16 protein-coding genes and 1 tRNA gene are annotated in these 16,105 nt (G+C 64.3%); 9 read left to right on the top strand and 8 right to left on the bottom strand.

All coding sequences use genetic code 11. The features are described 5' to 3' along the window. Positions 1-31: 31 nt before the first annotated feature. From AC4D2W_RS06845 to AC4D2W_RS06825, 5 genes are read right to left on the bottom strand one after another with little or no spacing between them, the layout of a single operon-like run. Positions 32-292, bottom strand: a complete 261-nt coding sequence (locus AC4D2W_RS06845) for an MrpF/PhaF family protein (protein ID WP_490926174.1) — start codon at positions 290-292, stop codon at positions 32-34. Continuing rightward, entirely contained in the window at positions 289-915 is a 627-nt protein-coding gene (locus AC4D2W_RS06840; protein WP_490926173.1) for a Na+/H+ antiporter subunit E, read from the bottom strand. Before AC4D2W_RS06840 ends, AC4D2W_RS06845 begins: the two co-directional genes overlap by 4 nt. Next, on the bottom strand, positions 912-2,522 hold the full coding sequence (locus tag AC4D2W_RS06835) for a Na+/H+ antiporter subunit D (RefSeq protein WP_490926172.1): 1,611 nt from the start codon (positions 2,520-2,522) through the stop codon (positions 912-914). The genes AC4D2W_RS06840 and AC4D2W_RS06835 overlap by 4 nt, the downstream gene beginning before the upstream one ends. Continuing rightward, positions 2,519-3,007 carry a Na(+)/H(+) antiporter subunit C gene (locus tag AC4D2W_RS06830; RefSeq protein ID WP_490926170.1) on the bottom strand — a complete coding sequence of 163 codons (489 nt, stop codon included), beginning with the start codon at positions 3,005-3,007 and terminating at the stop codon, positions 2,519-2,521. The genes AC4D2W_RS06835 and AC4D2W_RS06830 overlap by 4 nt, the downstream gene beginning before the upstream one ends. After that, positions 3,004-6,009, bottom strand: a complete 3,006-nt coding sequence (locus AC4D2W_RS06825) for a Na+/H+ antiporter subunit A (protein WP_490926168.1) — start codon at positions 6,007-6,009, stop codon at positions 3,004-3,006. The genes AC4D2W_RS06830 and AC4D2W_RS06825 overlap by 4 nt, the downstream gene beginning before the upstream one ends. A gap of 243 nt (positions 6,010-6,252) precedes the next feature. Between AC4D2W_RS06825 and AC4D2W_RS06820 the strand changes: the two genes are divergently transcribed. After that, positions 6,253-7,623 (top strand): MFS transporter, encoded by a 1,371-nt coding sequence (locus tag AC4D2W_RS06820; protein ID WP_490926167.1) that lies wholly within the window; start codon positions 6,253-6,255, stop codon positions 7,621-7,623. Here the strand turns inward: AC4D2W_RS06820 and dcd are convergent. Continuing rightward, positions 7,620-8,195, bottom strand: coding sequence for a dCTP deaminase (gene dcd / locus AC4D2W_RS06815; protein ID WP_490926166.1), 576 nt, complete (start codon positions 8,193-8,195; stop codon positions 7,620-7,622). The genes AC4D2W_RS06820 and dcd overlap by 4 nt on opposite strands. A 45-nt stretch (positions 8,196-8,240) precedes the next feature. Continuing rightward, entirely contained in the window at positions 8,241-9,095 is an 855-nt protein-coding gene (gene kynA / locus AC4D2W_RS06810) for a tryptophan 2,3-dioxygenase (RefSeq protein ID WP_490926165.1), read from the bottom strand. 122 nt (positions 9,096-9,217) lie between these two features. Here kynA and AC4D2W_RS06805 point away from each other — a divergent pair, with 122 nt between their 5' ends. The 3 genes from AC4D2W_RS06805 to AC4D2W_RS06795 all read left to right on the top strand — a co-directional run bounded on the left by AC4D2W_RS06805 (position 9,218) and on the right by AC4D2W_RS06795 (position 11,174). Then, positions 9,218-9,739 carry an SseB family protein gene (locus AC4D2W_RS06805; RefSeq protein ID WP_490926163.1) on the top strand — a complete coding sequence of 174 codons (522 nt, stop codon included), beginning with the start codon at positions 9,218-9,220 and terminating at the stop codon, positions 9,737-9,739. A 134-nt stretch (positions 9,740-9,873) separates the two neighbouring features. Further along, positions 9,874-10,920 (top strand): M4 family metallopeptidase, encoded by a 1,047-nt coding sequence (locus AC4D2W_RS06800; RefSeq protein WP_490926162.1) that lies wholly within the window; start codon positions 9,874-9,876, stop codon positions 10,918-10,920. Positions 10,921-10,928: 8 nt separating this feature from the next. After that, on the top strand, positions 10,929-11,174 hold the full coding sequence (locus AC4D2W_RS06795; protein ID WP_490926161.1) for a protealysin inhibitor emfourin: 246 nt from the start codon (positions 10,929-10,931) through the stop codon (positions 11,172-11,174). Between the two features lie 10 nt (positions 11,175-11,184). Here AC4D2W_RS06795 and AC4D2W_RS06790 read toward each other — a convergent pair whose 3' ends face one another. Next, positions 11,185-11,514 carry a hypothetical protein gene (locus tag AC4D2W_RS06790; RefSeq protein ID WP_490926160.1) on the bottom strand — a complete coding sequence of 110 codons (330 nt, stop codon included), beginning with the start codon at positions 11,512-11,514 and terminating at the stop codon, positions 11,185-11,187. A 106-nt stretch (positions 11,515-11,620) separates the two neighbouring features. Between AC4D2W_RS06790 and AC4D2W_RS06785 the strand changes: the two genes are divergently transcribed. From AC4D2W_RS06785 to AC4D2W_RS06765, 5 genes are all read left to right on the top strand, one after another. Then, a tRNA-Gly gene (locus tag AC4D2W_RS06785) sits at positions 11,621-11,694 on the top strand. Between the two features lie 198 nt (positions 11,695-11,892). After that, entirely contained in the window at positions 11,893-12,819 is a 927-nt protein-coding gene (locus tag AC4D2W_RS06780) for an AEC family transporter (protein WP_490926159.1), read from the top strand. A gap of 165 nt (positions 12,820-12,984) precedes the next feature. Continuing rightward, positions 12,985-14,304, top strand: a complete 1,320-nt coding sequence (locus AC4D2W_RS06775) for an extracellular solute-binding protein (protein WP_490926158.1) — start codon at positions 12,985-12,987, stop codon at positions 14,302-14,304. After that, positions 14,301-15,263 carry a carbohydrate ABC transporter permease gene (locus AC4D2W_RS06770; protein ID WP_490926157.1) on the top strand — a complete coding sequence of 321 codons (963 nt, stop codon included), beginning with the start codon at positions 14,301-14,303 and terminating at the stop codon, positions 15,261-15,263. Before AC4D2W_RS06775 ends, AC4D2W_RS06770 begins: the two co-directional genes overlap by 4 nt. Next, on the top strand, positions 15,263-16,105 hold the full coding sequence (locus tag AC4D2W_RS06765; RefSeq protein WP_400930865.1) for a carbohydrate ABC transporter permease: 843 nt from the start codon (positions 15,263-15,265) through the stop codon (positions 16,103-16,105). The genes AC4D2W_RS06770 and AC4D2W_RS06765 overlap by 1 nt, the downstream gene beginning before the upstream one ends.

The raw sequence follows: 16,105 nt of genomic DNA, 5'->3' as shown, positions 1-16,105 counted from the left end.
CGATCAAATCATTCAGTTCCTGGCTCACGGGCTACCTCCGGTCCGTAACAAAGCGGGCAACGGTGACGGAGCCGATGAAGCCAATCAAGGAGATCGAGACCAGCAGCGCCAGATAATCCAGGTTGCGCTCGATGATCATCTCCGTGGCCAGTGCCGCTCCCACAATCGTCAGCAGCACGTCCGCCGCCAGTACCCGGTCCAGGATGGAAGGGCCCCGGGCAATCCGGAAAATGGCGCCGGCAGCCGCGAGGGACAGCATGACGGCCACGAGGACCAGAAAAACGCTCATCATGAGTTTGCTCCCTTTGACGACTCGGCCTGTCCGGTGCGGAGGGCACTGCCCCGGCGGGCCAGCGCCTTTTCCGCTTTCAGCACCTCAAGATCCTCACGGGTTCCGATGGAACGGATCAGCCACGATTCGGTGTCCCGCACATCCTTGCGCACCTTGTCCGCCTGCTCGGGAGTGGAAACATTCAGGCAGTGCAGGTACAGGGTGGAGGTGGACCGGTCCACCTCCACCACCAGCGATCCGGGGATCAGGGAGAGCGCGTGTCCGGTGGCAGTGACCAGCAGGTCCGAGTGGCTGCGCAGCTTCACGCCGACCACGGCATTCTTGATCTTCGGGCCCTTGGCAATGGCCAGCCACAGCACCTCGAAACTGGCGTGAACCAGCTTGTAGAAGAACCGGACGGCGAAGCCCAGGGCGTAGAGCGGGTTGAAGCGTCCGCTCAGATCCACCGGGGGAAGATAGAAGATATTCGCCACCACAAAGGCGATGACAGCGCCGAAGATCAGGTTGCCGGCACTGAAATCCTGCCAGAGGGCTCCCCACAGGAAGACCAGCCAGACCAGCAGCGGGATTTCCTTGAGCAGCGGTACGCGCGGACGGTTGCGCATCTGGGCTCTGCGGGTCATTGTCCGGCCCCCTCTCCCAGCACGGCTTCAATGTAGGGCGTTCGGTCCAGCAGATCCTGAGCGGCGTTGTCGCTCAGTGAGAACAGCGGCCCGGCCAGGACTGTCAGTGCGACGCCGAGGGCCACCAGTCCCACCGTGGGATAAACCATGGTGCGCGGCAGCAGGTCCACTGCTTCGCGGCCGGAGAATTTTCCGGTGGACTTCTCGTTCACCTCGCCGGAGTGCCGCAGCGATGACCCGTCGGTGCCGGTGGCCAGCAGGATCGGGTCCGGATGGACGGCGTCCTCCGGTGTGCGCCAGAAGGCACGGTTCCAGACCCGTGCCATCACCAGCAGCGTCAGGAGGCTGGTCACCACGCTGGCCGCCATCAGGACGTAGGCCAGCGGAGTTCCCAGGTCCGCGCCGGCTTCCAAAAGGCCCAGCTTGCCCAGGAATCCCGAGAAGGGCGGGATCCCGCCAAGGTTGATGGCGGGGATGAAGTAGAGCACGGCCAGCAGCGGGGACAGCTTCGCCAGCCCGCCCAGCCGGTCCATGTTCGCGGTGCCGCCGCGGCGCTCAATCAGCCCCGTGACAAGGAACAGGGAGGTCTGGATCGTAATGTGGTGGACCACGTAGAAGACTGCGGAGCCAATGCCGATCACCGTGCCGACCGCCAGGCCAAACACCATGTACCCGATGTGGCTGACGAGGGTAAAGGACAGCATTCGTTTGATGTCGGTCTGCGCCAGGGCGCCGAGGATACCCACCACCATGGTCAGGCCGGCCACCACCATCAACAGTGTGTTGATCCGGTCGCCCGGGAAAAGCAGCGTCTCGGTGCGGACCATGGCGTAAACACCCACCTTGGTCAGCAGGCCGGCGAACACTGCCGTGACCGGCGCCGGAGCGGTGGGATAGGAGTCGGGAAGCCAGAAGGACAGCGGGAACACAGCCGCCTTGATGCCGAACGCCACCAGCAGCATGAGGTGGAGCATCAGCTGGGTTCCGGGATCCAGGTCGCCCAGCTTCAGCGCCAGGTCCGCCATGTTCACCGTGCCGGTGGCCGCGTAGATCATGGCGATCGTGATCAGGAACAGCAGCGAAGACACCACGCTGACCACCGTGTAGGTGATGCCGGCCCGGATCCGCGGCGTGGTCCCGCCAAGGGTCATCAGCACGTAGCTTGCCGTGAGCAGGATTTCGAAGCCCACGTACAGGTTGAACAGGTCCCCGGCAAGGAAGGCGTTGGACACGCCCGCCACCAGGATCAGGTAGGTCGGATGGAAGATCGAGATCGGGCCGTCTTCATCGCCGTCGGTCATGCCCTGGCCGGCAGCGTAGATCAGGACCGCCAGGCTCACGGCGGAGGACACCACCAGCATCAGGGCGGAGAACTGGTCCACCACCATGGTGATGCCCACCGGCGGAATCCAGCCGCCCAGGTCCACGGCCTGCGCTCCGCTGTCCCAGACGGAAAACAGCAGGATCACTTCAAGAATCAGCGTGACTGACAGGATGCTGATGCTGATGGTGCGCTGGGCGCGGGTGTGCCGGATCAGGATGAAGGCCAGCGCCGCACCAAGGAACGGCAGGACCACCGCCAGCGGGGCCAAACTTATCGTGTTCATTCCTTAGCCTCCGGGCTGGTGGTCTGACCGGTGGCGCGCAGGGATCCTGGCGCCTCCTCAGCCTCTTCGGGCGGGGTGAATTCGGTGGTGTCTTCGGGGACGTCGGCGTCGTCTTCCGCGTCGAAGCTGCTCTGGCTGGCCACGCGGCGGTCTTCGATGTCGTCCTGGACCTCGTCCTGCCGGCTCAGCACCCAGGACCGGTAGATGATGCCCAGCATGAAGGCCGTCACGGAGAAGGAGATGACGATGGACGTCAGAATGAACGCCTGCGGCAGCGGATCGTTATAGTCCTCCGCCGGGATGTCCGCGCTGAACAGCGGGGCCAGGCCCTGGAATCCGCCGGTGGAGAGCAGCAGGATGTTCGTGGCGTTGGTGAGCATGGTCAGCCCCAGCACCACGCGGGTCAGGCTGCGTTCCAGGAGCAGGTAAATGCCGCAGGCGTACAGCGCTCCCATGATGATCATGAAGGTGATGTTGACGCTCATCGGGCTACCTCCTCCTCTCGGCTGGCAATTTCCGGTTCGGGCTCAATCAGGTCCTCGTCATCGGCAGACCCGCCTTCGCTGCGTTCGTCGATCTCCGATCCCAAGCTGCGCAGTACGTCCAGGACCAGCCCCACCACCACCATGTAGACACCAATGTCGAAGATCGTGGAGGTCACAAACTTGACCTCGCCGAAGATCGGCCAGGTGAACTTGATGATCGCGCTCTGCAGGATCTGGCCGCCGAAGAACAGCGGAGCGGCAGCAGAGAGACTTGCCAGGCCCAGACCGCCGCCCAGGAGCAGCCCGGCGCTGACCGGGCTGGCTTCGGCCAGTTCAAACCGGCCGCCGGCAAGGTAGCGGATGGTCAGGGCAAGTCCGGCCATGAGTCCGCCGGCGAAACCGCCGCCGGGGATGTTGTGACCGGCCAGCAGCAGGTAGATGGAGAACAGGATCACGGAGTGGAACAGCAGGCGCGTGATCACTTCAAAGATAATGGAGCGGCGTTCCGGTGCCAGGGTCCGTCCGGCCACCAGCCACGCGTCGCGGCTCACGCTGGAGAACTTGCGGGCCAGCGCCAGGGTTGCTTCCTGGCGGCCGGAGGACGCGAAGTTTTCGCGTCCCCGGTCCACGGATCCGGTGGCAACGCCTTCGGCACGGCGGCGCTTGTCTCCGCGGCCGCGGACGAAGATCAGCGATGCCACACCCGTGGCGGCCATGGCCAGCACTGAAATTTCTCCAAAGGTGTCCCAGGCGCGGATGTCCACCAGTGTGACGTTGACGATGTTGGCGCCGCCCCCGCCCGTATAGGCGAGTTCCGGGAAGAGCAGGGAGATGGGCTCCGCAACACGGGAGGCCATGGCTGTCATGGCGATGATCACCATGGTGGCCCCGAAGGCGATCCCCAGGAGGGCGCGCAGCAGCCGGTGTCCGGCGGGCTCGCGCTTCCACAGCCGCGCCGGCAGCGAACGCAGTGCCAGCACGAAGGCCACCAGCACAATGGTTTCCACCAGCATCTGTGTCAGGGCCAGGTCCGGCGCACCCTGCAGGGCAAAGATCAGGGCGATTCCGTAGCCGGTGACGCTCACCATCAGCACGGCCAGGAAGCGTTTGTTGGCCCGGGCCGCCGCGACGGCGCCGAGGAGGATGCCCACTCCGATCACGGGCTGCAGCGGAGAATCAAACCAGTGGAACTGCTCCGGCAGCGGGGCACCTCGCCACACCAGGGCGGACAGCGGCGTCACGACCGCCACCAGCAGGATGACGAAGAGGTAGAACATCAGGGAACCGCGCTGCGTGCGGCCGGTGACCCACACCGCCACGTCGTCCAGCACGCCGATAATCTGGCGGTAGGAGCGCTCGGCATCCAGCGGGGCGGTGAACCGCGCCTGGGCTTTTTCCACCCGTCCGCGCTGCCAGAACAGCAGGACTCCGGCGCCGATGGTGATGACTGTCAGCAGCAGCGCCGCCGTAAAGCCGTGCCACAGCGCCAGGTGCGTGGGGTCGCCGTCGGCCGGGTACAGGTCCGCATAGGAGGCAATGGCGGCGTCGAGCGGGTGCGGCCACAGTCCGAAGATTACGGTCACCACGGCCAATACGGCGGGGGCTGCGATGAAGGCGCCGGGAACCCGCTTGAAGGGGGTGGGCTGGCAGCCGGGCTTGACCGCGAAGCCTCCCCACACGAAACGGGCCGAGTAGGCAAAGGTCAGGATGGAACCAACGACGACGCCGGCCAGCAGCACGACTGCGCCCGCGGTTCCCTGGTGCTCGGCGAAGTGGACAAAGGTCTCATAGACCGATTCCTTGGCCACGAATCCCAGGAGCGGCGGCACCCCGGCCATGGAGGCGGCACCGATCAGGGCCACCGCAAAGAGCTGGGGCGAGGAGCGGAAGATCCCCGACAGCTTGCGGATGTCGCGGGTACCTGCCTGATGGTCCACGATGCCCACCACGAGGAACAGCGTTGCTTTGAAGAAGCCGTGGGCCAGCAGCAGTCCCAAACCTGCCACCGCGGCTTCGCGGTTGCCCAGGCCCACCACGAGGGTCAGGAAGCCGAGCTGGCTGACGGTTCCGTAGGCAAGAATCAGCTTCAGGTCGTACTGGCGCAGGGCGCGCCATCCGCCCAGCAGCATGGTGGACAGCCCCAGGACCAGTACGACGGCGTGCCAGTAGGTGGAGTCGGAAAAGCCCGGTGCCAGCCGCGCAATGAGGTAGATGCCGGCCTTGACCATGGCTGCGGCGTGCAGATAGGCGCTGACTGGGGTGGGTGCGGCCATGGCCGCGGGCAGCCAGAAATGGAACGGCAGCAGCGCGGACTTGGAGACCGCGCCAACGAGCATCAGCACAATGGCCACGTCCACTATGGCGCCGCGCTCCAGCAGCTGCGGAGCCATGGCCAGGATCTCGGAAAGCCGGAAGGTTCCTGCGGCGTCGCCCAAGAGCACCATGCCCACGAGCATCGCCAGTCCGCCGAAGGTGGTGACAATCAGCGCCTGCAGTGCGGCCCGCCGGGCCGAAAGGCGGTGGGCCGAATACCCGATCAGCAGGTAGGACAGGACCGTGGTGATTTCCCAGAAGATGAACAGCAGGATCAGGTCATCTGCCGTCACAAGGCCGAACATCGCCGCCGCGAACGCCAGCAGCTGGGAACCGAAGGCGCCCATCTGGGTGTCACCGGGGCGGAAGTACCGCGCACAGTAGAACAGCACCAGCGAGCCGACGCCGAGGATGAGGATGGACAGAACCGCGGACAGCGTGTCCATCCGGAACGCGAGCTCAACTTTGAGGTCGGGAATCCAGGGGATCACTACGGACGGCGGGGCGTTGGGAGCGCCCGAGGCTACCATTTGGCTGGCCGCTGTGTAGCGGTGGAACGTGGCCAGCAGCCAAACAAAGGCGGCAGCGGGGACGGCAGCCAGGACGTAGAACGCCGACCGGCCGATCCTGCGGAACAATAAGGGCGCCACCAATGCCACCGTAAACAAAACGGTGAGCACAATCAGCACTAGGTCTCCCGAGCTTTATTGACAGTCTTCCAGCGGTGAATACAGCTGTAGTTATCAAGGTGGTGGTCAGAGGGCGTACGTCTATTCTACCCATGGCATACACCCGCGAAATTTCGTACACCCCTCGGCAGGCGTCCCGGAACCGCCGACGGGCCGCCGATCCCACGGCATCAGGCGGGTCGGAAGGACATGCCGGAGCAGCCAAAAAGACGATGCGGCTCCGGACACCTATAGCATTCGCCTATGGTCTCCACCACTCGATTGACCGGCCCGGCTTCCGGCACCGCCGCACATCGCATCCGCATTCGTCAGGTCCTGGCGTGGGCATCCTGGGACTGGGGCACTGCTGCCTTCAACGCCGTGATGACCACCTTCGTCTTCACGGTCTACCTCACCTCGGACAGCTTCGGGGGTGAAGCCCACGCCTCCTCCGTGCTGGGTTACGGCATTGCGCTGGCGGGAGTGGCAGTTGCAGTGCTGGCACCGGTCATGGGGCAGCGCTCGGATGCCGGCGGCCGGCGCCGGACCTGGCTGGGCATCAACACGGCCCTGGTGTGCCTGGTCACTGCCCTGTGCTTCTTCGTCTTTCCGCGGCCGGAGTTCCTCCTGTTGGGTGTGGCGCTGATCGCACTGGGCAACGTCTTCAGCGAATTCGCCGGCGTGAACTACAACGCCATGCTGTCCCAGATTTCGACGCCGGCAACAGTCGGCCGGATCAGCGGATTTGGCTGGGGCATGGGCTATGTCGGCGGGATCGCCGCCCTTTCTGTGGTGCTGGTGGGATTCATCAACCCCGAGACGGGATGGTTCGGCGTGACCTCCGAGGACGGCTTGAACATCCGCGCCGTAGCCGTGTTCTCGGCCGTTTGGTTGGCCGTGTTTGCGCTGCCCGTGATGTTCGCCGTTCCCGAGGTGTCCCGCCGGGAACGCGCCGCAGGCATTGGCTTCCTCGCCTCTTACGGACTGCTGTTCCGCCGCATCAAGGCCATTTACAAAACCAGTCCGCACACCATCTGGTTCCTGCTGGCCAGTGCCGTGTTCCGCGACGGGCTGGCCGCAGTCTTTACCTTCGGCGGGGTGATTGCCGGGGGAACGTTCGACTGGGCCCTCTCCGAGGTCATCATCTTTGCCATCTTCGGCAATGTGGTGGCGGCGGTCGGCGCCATCGCGGGCGGAGTCCTCGATGACCGGATTGGGCCCAAGAACGTCATCATCTTCTCGCTGGTCGGCCTGCTGATCTCCGGCGGAGTGATTGCGCTGCTCGGTCCCGAGCCGCAGAGCATGCTCGGACTGCAGTGGAGCGGGGACACCACGTTCTGGATCTTCGGGCTCCTGCTGTGCCTGTTTGTCGGTCCCGCGCAGTCAGCCTCCCGCGCGTTCCTGGCCAGGCTGGCCCCGGAGGGCGAGGAAGCGGAATTTTTTGGACTCTACGCCACAACGGGACGGGCCGTCAGTTTCCTGGCGCCCAGCCTGTTCGCCGCATTCATTACCATTTTCGGCGCCCAGCGGTACGGCATCCTCGGCATTCTGGCGGTTCTGCTGGCGGGCCTGCTGGTACTGCTGCCGGTCCGCTCCCCCGGCCGTGCGCCGCGCGCCGTCGTCCCGGAGGTTTAGACCGAGGTGCGGTGGAAGTTCAGGTGGCTGCGCGACGCCGTCGGCCCGCGCTGTCCCTGGTAGCGGTTGCCGTACTGCCCTGAACCGTAGGCGTATTCCGCCGGCGAGGTGAGGCGGAAGAAGCACAGCTGGCCGATCTTGGAACCGGGCCACAGCTTGATCGGCAGCGTTGCCATGTTGGAGAGCTCAAGGGTGACGTGCCCGGAAAAGCCGGGGTCGATGAAGCCTGCGGTGGAGTGCGTCAGCAGCCCGAGCCGTCCCAGCGAGGACTTGCCTTCAAGCCGGGCAGCGATGTCATCGGGAAGCGTGACCGTTTCGTAGGTGGAGCCCAGGACAAATTCTCCCGGGTGGAGGATGAACGGCTCATCCGGATCCACTTCCACGAGCCGGGTCAGCTCCGGCTGGTCCATCGAGGGATCAATGTGCGCGTACTTGTGGTTGTCGAAGAGCCGGAAGAACCGGTCGATGCGCACGTCCACGCTGGAGGGCTGGACCATCGAGGGATCATAGGGATCGAGGACGATCCGCTGGTCGGCAATTTCGGTTCGGATGTCGCGGTCAGAAATCAGCACCCTCTAAAAATAGCGCATGACGGCGCAGCCCTTTTCCGGCGCGGATCAGCGGCCGATCTCCGTCCTGACCGCATAAAGCTCAGGAAAAAACGTCAGTTCAAGTGCCCGCTGGAGGAATGACGCCCCGGAGGATCCGCCCGTTCCCCGCTTGAAACCAATGGTCCGCTCTACGGTCTTGAGATGGCGGAAGCGCCAAAGCTGGAAGTTGTCTTCCAGATCCACCAGCTCTTCACAGGCCTCGTAGATGTCCCAGTTCTCCGCGGCGTTCTCATAAACGTGTTGGTAAACACGCATCAGGGCCTCGTTGGGCACGTGCGCCTGGCTCACGTCCCGCTCCAGCAGTTCTTCAGGCACGGCGTATCCGCGCCGGTGCAGGAGAAAAATGAACTCGTCATAGATGCTGCTGCGTTCCAGCAGTTCGGTCAGCAGTGCCTGTGCGGCCGGGTCCGCTGCGAAGACCTTCAGCATGGCCGCATTCTTGTTGCCCAGCAGAAACTCCACGGCGCGGTACTGGTAGGACTGGAAGCCGCTGGATGCCCCCAGGTCCCCGCGGAACTCCGCATATTCCGACGGCGTCAGCGTGGCCAGCACGGACCACTGCTCGGTCAGCGAGCGCTGGATGTGCTTGATCCGGGCAATGCCCTTCATCGCCCCGCGCAAATCATCAGCGGCCAGCTTGCTCCGCACGGCCCGCAACTCGTGCAGGACCAGCTTCAGCCACAGCTCGGAGGTCTGGTGCTGAATGATGAAAAGCATCTCATCGTGGTGCTCGGGGCTACTCACCGGATGCTGGGCGGCCAGCAGATCATCCAGTGCCAGATAGGAGCCGTAGCTCATTTTGTCGGTGAAGTCCCGCTCAATGCCTGGCTCCAGGCTGCGGGTGTTCCTGCTGATGCTCATCGGATGCTCCATGCTGCTGGGATGGTCGGCCAGCTCCTACGGTAGCTTGTTCCGCCCCCGGTCCCCTGTGCCAGACTTTAAGGCTACGACTGTGGCCGAAACCAATATCCAAGGAGATACCCGTGGCAGAAAACATCGCAGAGAATACTGACAACACCGACGGCGGTGTAACCGGGCCGGAAGCTACCCTGCCCGGCTCGGCGCAGTATTCGGACCCCGCAGGCGCAGCTGCACTGGAAGAAGCCATCACCGCAGGCCAGGAAGGGCGCATCAGCAGCCAGGAACTGGTTGCCCGCATCTGCGAGTCGGAGCTCCTCAGCGTGGGCCGGCTCCTGGACGATGCGGATCCCGCTTCCTTCCAGGCACTGGTCCTGAAATCTCCGGAAAGCGACTCGGCCGTGGCCGCCACCTTCACCAGCGCTGAGCGGGTGCCGCCGCAGATCCGCGAAAAGGCGCCGGTTATGGTCAAGGCCGGCGGCGAGGCAACACTGCGGAGCATCGCCGAGGGCTACGGACTGGCCATCAATCCCGGCAGCAGTGTGGGTCTGGAAATGGGTCCCGAAGGCGTAGCGGCCATTGTTGCCGCCTATGACCAGGCGGCGGCCAATCAGGCAGCCGCCAGCGAGCGGCCGCAGGCGCAGTAACGTCCCGTTCGGCCCTCCTCCCTTGCGCTGTCAGAGGAGGGCCCTAGGCTGGGGCCATTGGTGCAGCAACCCGCCCATGGAACACCATGGATCGGAGCCCCACGGATCCCGGTACCCGGACCTCGGAGGACAGCATGACCTGTTCAATCGTTCCCCCTTACCTTCTGTCCCGCATTGTCGAGCATCAGCAGACGGACGGCTTCGGCCGGGCCGCGGAAGCAGCCCGGCGAGCACTGGCTGAGATTCCTCCGGTCCGGCAGGCCAGGGCCTCTGCCCGGCAGGCTCCGCCGCCGCAGCGGGACACTGCGGTGGTGCTCTCCCTTCGGCGGCAGGTTTCCGATGCCAAGCAGAGCGAGACGCTGCCGGGTGTCCTGGTCCGGTCCGAAGGGGATGAGCCCACCCGGGATGCAGCAGTGGACGAAGCCTACGAGGGCCTCGGCGCTGCGCACGCGCTCTTCCGTGACGCTTACGGCCGCCCTTCCCTCGACGGCGCCGGTTCAGCGCTGGCGGCCACCGTCCATTACGGCCGCGACTATGACAACGCGTTCTGGAACGGTGAGCGCATGGTCTGCGGGGACGGCGACGGCGAGGTTTTCCTGCGGTTCACCAAGTCCCTTACGGTGATTGGGCATGAACTCACGCACGGGCTGATCCAGTACACGGCCCGGTTGGACTATCAGGGGCAGGCCGGAGCGCTCAATGAGTCCGTTTCCGATGTCTTCGGCGTCCTGGTGGAACAGAAGCTCCTGCACCAGGAGGCGGCGCGTGCCACCTGGCTGGTGGGTGCAGGCCTGTTCACTGACCGGGTGTCAGGCTCGGCGCTGCGCTCCCTCAAGGCTCCCGGCACGGCGTACGACGACGACGTGCTCGGCAAGGATCCGCAGCCGGCCACCATGGCCGGGTACGTGGAAACTGCGGCGGACAACGGCGGAGTCCATCTCAACTCGGGCATCCCCAACCACGCCTTCTATCTGGCGGCCGCCACCCTGGGCAACTTCGCTTGGGAACGGGCCGGACAAATTTGGTATGACGCCCTTACCAAGCAGAACCTTCCGGCGGACTGCACGTTTACCCGCTTCGCCGCCGCTACGCTCTCCGCTGCCGACAAACGCTACGGATCCGCAGGTGCCGAGTACGGCGCGGTGTCGGATGCCTGGGAAGCAGTGGGCGTTCTGCCGTGAGGATCGTGGTGGTCCGCACCGGAGGCTTCGGCGGACTGACCCGGGTCTGGAGCACCCAGGTGAGCGCTGAGGAGGCCGAGCGGGAGTGGCTGCCCCTGCTGCAGGAGGTTCCCCCGGAAAAGCCTGCCGGTGCGGACCGGTTCATGTACGAGATCACGGTGGGCCCGGCCGCCGTGACCCTGCCCGAGCACTGCGTGCAGGGCAAATGGCGTGACTTGGTGGAACGCGCCCGGCAGGGCGGCGAGCAGGAGTGAGGCCCTGCAGTCATCCGTTCTTCCGAAGATCCTCAGCCTCCGCCTGCCGCCTTCGACGGCGCAGCATCAGCGGGAGAACGGTGAACGCAACAATGGTGACAGACACCAGCGTCGAGGGCCCGCGAACGATCCAGTCCTCCGCCAGATCGGTCCAAAAACCCGGTTCAGGGTTCTCCGGCAGGATCATCGCCAGCGCAAACGGGATGATCACCAGGAGCACGAGGATGCCCGCAACGTAGAATCTCCCCGCCTTACCGGCCCACAGCCGACGCCATACACTGCGCATGGTGTAGTAGTCCGCGGGCAGCTCACTGGCCGGCACTATCCTGTTCCCGGTCATCTTTTCCCCCTGGTCGCTGTCGGCAAACATGCCCAAGATACCGTCGAATTCGGTGCGGCCCGGGTTCCATGTAAAGTAGTTTTTTGTGCCGGAGGACTTCGGCGCTGCGGGCGTAGCTCAATGGTAGAGCGCTAGCTTCCCAAGCTTGATACGCGGGTTCGATTCCCGTCGCCCGCTCCACGGTGGAAGACCCCCGGAATCAGTGTGATTCCGGGGGTCTTCCTGTTGCGGGAGGGCCTTGCAGCGGAGGCTATACTTGCCCCGATGATCCGCTCCGCGTCCCGGCCCGCAGATGCCGCACCCCCAGTCCTCCGCCTTATTGCACCGGCCCCCGCTCCGCGCCGGCTGCCCCGCACCGCAGACAGCCGGTAGAGGCCGGTGCTGGGGGTACTGACCGGGTTCGCCGTTGTCTGGATCATCATTTTGGTGGGCTACCTGATCGGGCGGCTGGACGTCCTTGGATCCAATGCGCAAAACGTCCTGAGCCGGTTGGCGTTCTTTGTAGCCTCACCCGCGCTGCTGCTGGTAACCCTGAGCGACGCAGACCTGCACACCGTTTTCTCCCTGCCGCTGCTCGTTGCCGCGGCCAGTGCCTTCGGGACAGCCCTCGTTTTTGTCCTGTGCACCCGCTGGTGGCTGCGCCGGCCGCTGCCCGAAGCACTAATCTCCGCGATGTCCTCATCACTGGTCAACGGCGCCAACCTCGGCTTGCCGATTGCCGTCTATGTCCTGGGCGACGCCGCATACATTGCGCCCGTCCTGATTTTCCAAATGGCGTTCTTCACCCCGCTCTTCCTGATGCTCATGGACTCGGCCACGAGCGGCCGGCGGACTTCGCTGCTGACCTTCCTGGCCCAGATCGTGCGCAATCCGATCATCATCGGCACCCTGATCGGACTGCTCCTGGCCGCCACCGGCACTGCGCTGCCCGTCATCATCCAGGAACCCGTAAGCCTCATCGGCGGAGCCGCGGTCCCGGCCATGCTGCTTGCCTTCGGCATCTCGCTGGTGGGCTCGCGGCCGCTGACGCGCGACGGCGGGCGCCGCACCGACGTCGTTCTGGCCACCGTGTTCAAGCTGGGGCTGCAGCCGCTCCTCGCCTATGCGCTGGCGCGGTTTGTGCTGGGCATGGACGGGCACCTGCTGTTTGCCGTTGTGGTCACCTCGGCCCTGCCCACCGCCCAAAATGTCTTTGTTGCAGCCAGCCGCTACGGAGAGGGAGTCCTCGTGGCGAAGGACACCGTCCTGATCACCACCATCATGTCGCTGCCCGTGCTGGTACTCATTGCCGCCCTCCTGACCTGACGTTTCACTGCGGACACCCCCCTTGCGCAGTGGCGAAATTCACACCTAGGGCATAGTGTCTTTTGGAAGGCTGCTCAGCGTGCAGTCCCGCGGAAGCAATGGGGCCCGTCGCCTGATCCAGGCCCCCTAGATCCGCGCCTACGACGAGGTGGAGGCACTACACCGATGCCAACGGACGCAATACATTACGGCCGGCCCGGCAAGAGGGCACGGACAGCGGCAGGGCTAGCCCTCGCCGTCGGCGCCACGCTGCTGAGCGGCTGCGCTTCCTCGGAAGGTCCGCCCGTCCTGACGTGGTACATCAACCCCGACGACGGCGGGCAGGCTGCCATCGCGAAGATCTGCTCCGACCAAGCAGACGGGGCCTACACAATTGAGACTTCGCTGCTGCCCAGCGACGCGGGCGCCCAGCGGGAACAGCTCGCCCGGCGCCTCGCTGCCGGCGACGACACCATGGACATCATGAGCCTGGACCCGCCGTTTGTTCCTGAGCTCGCCGAACCCGGCTATCTCGCACCGGTGCCGGAGGACGTTGCGGAGCGCACCACCCAGGACGTGGTTGAAGGCGCAGTGACAGGGGCCAAGTGGAAAGACAAGGTGGTGGCCGTTCCGTTCTGGGCCAACACCCAGATCCTCTGGTACCGGAAATCCGTAGCCGCGGCGGCGGGCCTGGACATGACCCAGCCCGTCACCTGGCAGCAACTCATTGACGCAGCGGAAAGCCAGGGAAAGTACCTGGGCGTGCAGGGCGCACGTGCGGAGTCCATGACGGTTTGGGTTAACGCCCTCATCGAATCCGCCGGCGGCACCATCGTGGAAAACCCCGACGCCCCCGCAGACGAAATCAAGCTGGGCCTCGATTCAGAGGCCGGGACCCAAGCGGCGGAAATCATTTCCACCATCGGCAAGGCAGGCCTGGGCGGCCCCGGTTTGCCCACCCAGACCGAGAACACCTCGATGATCCAGTTCCAGGGCGACCAGGGATCCTTCATGGTCAACTATCCCTTTGTCTGGCCCGCCACCAACGCCGCAGTGGAGGCCGGAACACTGCCCGCCGACCTGATCGACGACATCGGATGGACCCTGTATCCGCAGGTCAACGCCGGCGAGGAAACTGCTCCGCCGCTTGGCGGTATTGATCTTGGGGTCGGCTCCGAAAGCAAGCACCAGGACCTTTCTTACCAGGCTATTGAGTGCATCGTCAGCCCGGACAACCAGTCCCTGTACTTCACGTCCAACGGAAATCCGCCGGCAAAGACGGAGGCGTACGACGCAGCCGGCGTGTCGGAAACGTTCCCGATGGCGGACACCATCCGTGAATCCCTGGAGCTGGCCAAGCCGCGCCCGCAGACCCCGTACTACAACGAGGTTTCAACCGGCATCCAGCAGACATGGACCCCGCCAAGCGCGGTTAATCCGGACACCACGCCGGCGACCAGCGCCGAGTTCATCCTTCAGGTCCTGAAAGGGGAGAAGCTGCTGTGAGTACTTCCGTAGAAGCTCAGCGGGGAGCACCACCCGCGCCGAAGCCGGCTAAGCCCCGCCTGAGTGACCGGGCCCGGTCCGAGCGGCGGCTCGGGCTGTTGCTGGCGGGCCCGGCCTTCGTCATCATGCTGGCGGTCACCGCCTATCCGATTCTGCTTGCTGTATGGGACTCGTTGTTCAAGTACCGCCTGACCGCTCCGTCGGACCGGGAATTCATCGGCCTGGGAAACTACTCGGTCATCCTGACCGACAGCGTCTTCTGGCGGGATCTGGGAGTAACGCTCCTGATCACGGTCATCACCGTTGCCGTCGAACTTGTTCTGGGCTTTGCCCTGGCCCTGGTCATGAACAGTGCTTTGAAAGCGGTGCGCGGCTGGCTTCGCACCGCCATCCTCGTCCCCTACGGCATCATCACGGTGGTGTCGGCGTTTGCCTGGTTCTATGCCTTCGACATCAATTCCGGGTATATAAACCACTGGTTCAACTGGGTGCCGGGTATCAGCCCGGATCTGAACTGGTTTGCCGACGGCCCCACCGCCCTGTTCGTCATCATCGCGTCCGAAATCTGGAAGACCACGCCGTTCATTTCCCTTCTGCTGCTGGCCGGCCTGGCCCAGGTTCCCGGGGAACTGACGGAAGCAGCCGAAGTGGACGGCGCCACCTGGTGGCAGCGGATGGCACGGGTGATTCTCCCGAACATGAAGGCCGCCATCATGGTTGCAGTCCTGTTCAGGGCGCTGGACGCCTTCCGGATTTTCGACAACGTCTACATCATGACCAACGGCGCCTACGGGACGGAAGTCCTGTCACTGCTGGCGTACCGCACCTCAATTTCCCGCCTGGAGATCGGAATGGGCTCCGCCATTTCGGTGCTGCTGTTCCTGTGCGTCATCATCATCTGTTTCATTGCCATCAAACTGTTCAAGGTGGACCTCACCGGTGCACGAGGGGGTAACTAATGAAAGCCTCACCCGTCCGTCGGAGACTCGTCTGGACCATCATCTCGATTGTGGTGATCGTCTACGCACTGTTCCCCGTGGCTTCCATTTTGGCCACGTCATTCAAAATCCCCAGCGACCTCACCTCGGGAACTTTCCTTCCCAACACCTGGTCCTGGAGCAATTACGAGGAAATCCTGGTGGGCGACGCCCAGGACCTTTTCCTCTCGGCACTGCGCAATTCCATCGGCATTTCCCTGATTGCGACCTTCGTTGCCGTGGTCCTGGCAACACTGTGTGCCTACGCGATTGCACGGCTCGATTTCCCGGGAAAGAAGCTGATCCTGACCACCGCACTGGGCGTCTCGATTTTCCCGGTCATTTCCATCGTGACCCCGTTGTTCAACCTCTGGCGCACCATTGGTTTGTATGACACCTGGCTCGGCCTGATCATCCCCTACCTGTCGCTGACGCTGCCGATCTCCATTTGGACCCTGTCCGCGTTCTTCCGGCAGATTCCCTGGGAACTGGAACAGGCTGCACAGGTGGACGGGGCCACTACCTGGCAGGCCTTCCGCAAGGCGATCGTCCCGCTGGCCGCACCCGGCGTTTTCACCACGGCAATCATTGCGTTCTTCATTGCCTGGAACGACTTCGTGTACGGCATTTCGCTGACCTCCACCGATGCGGCCAGGCCGGTTCCCGCGGCCTTGGCGTTCTTCACCGGCGCCTCCCAGTTCGAAGAGCCGACGGGCGCCATCTCGGCGGCCGCAATCATTGTCACCATTCCCGTTGTCATACTGGTGCTGGCGTTCCAGCGCCAGATCGTCTCCGGTCTAACCCAGGGCGCAGTCAAGGGCTAG

This window comes from Arthrobacter sp. TJ-58, assembly GCF_058269295.1.
Note: the sequence above shows the minus strand (reverse complement) of the source record. Positions and strands in the feature narration are given on the sequence as shown.

Bases quoted from the DNA above. Each gene is read 5' to 3' on its own strand.
- AC4D2W_RS06775 (WP_490926158.1), top strand. From the start codon at position 12,985: ATGCCAACGGACGCAATACATTACGGCCGGCCCGGCAAGAGGGCACGG.
- AC4D2W_RS06820 (WP_490926167.1), top strand. From the start codon at position 6,253: ATGGTCTCCACCACTCGATTGACCGGCCCGGCTTCCGGCACCGCCGCA.
- AC4D2W_RS06830 (WP_490926170.1), bottom strand. From the start codon at position 3,007: ATGAGCGTCAACATCACCTTCATGATCATCATGGGAGCGCTGTACGCC.
- AC4D2W_RS06800 (WP_490926162.1), top strand. From the start codon at position 9,874: ATGACCTGTTCAATCGTTCCCCCTTACCTTCTGTCCCGCATTGTCGAG.
- AC4D2W_RS06835 (WP_490926172.1), bottom strand. From the start codon at position 2,522: ATGAACACGATAAGTTTGGCCCCGCTGGCGGTGGTCCTGCCGTTCCTT.
- AC4D2W_RS06845 (WP_490926174.1), bottom strand. From the start codon at position 292: ATGATGAGCGTTTTTCTGGTCCTCGTGGCCGTCATGCTGTCCCTCGCG.
- kynA (WP_490926165.1), bottom strand. From the start codon at position 9,095: ATGAGCATCAGCAGGAACACCCGCAGCCTGGAGCCAGGCATTGAGCGG.
- AC4D2W_RS06790 (WP_490926160.1), bottom strand. From the start codon at position 11,514: ATGACCGGGAACAGGATAGTGCCGGCCAGTGAGCTGCCCGCGGACTAC.
- AC4D2W_RS06765 (WP_400930865.1), top strand. From the start codon at position 15,263: ATGAAAGCCTCACCCGTCCGTCGGAGACTCGTCTGGACCATCATCTCG.
- AC4D2W_RS06840 (WP_490926173.1), bottom strand. From the start codon at position 915: ATGACCCGCAGAGCCCAGATGCGCAACCGTCCGCGCGTACCGCTGCTC.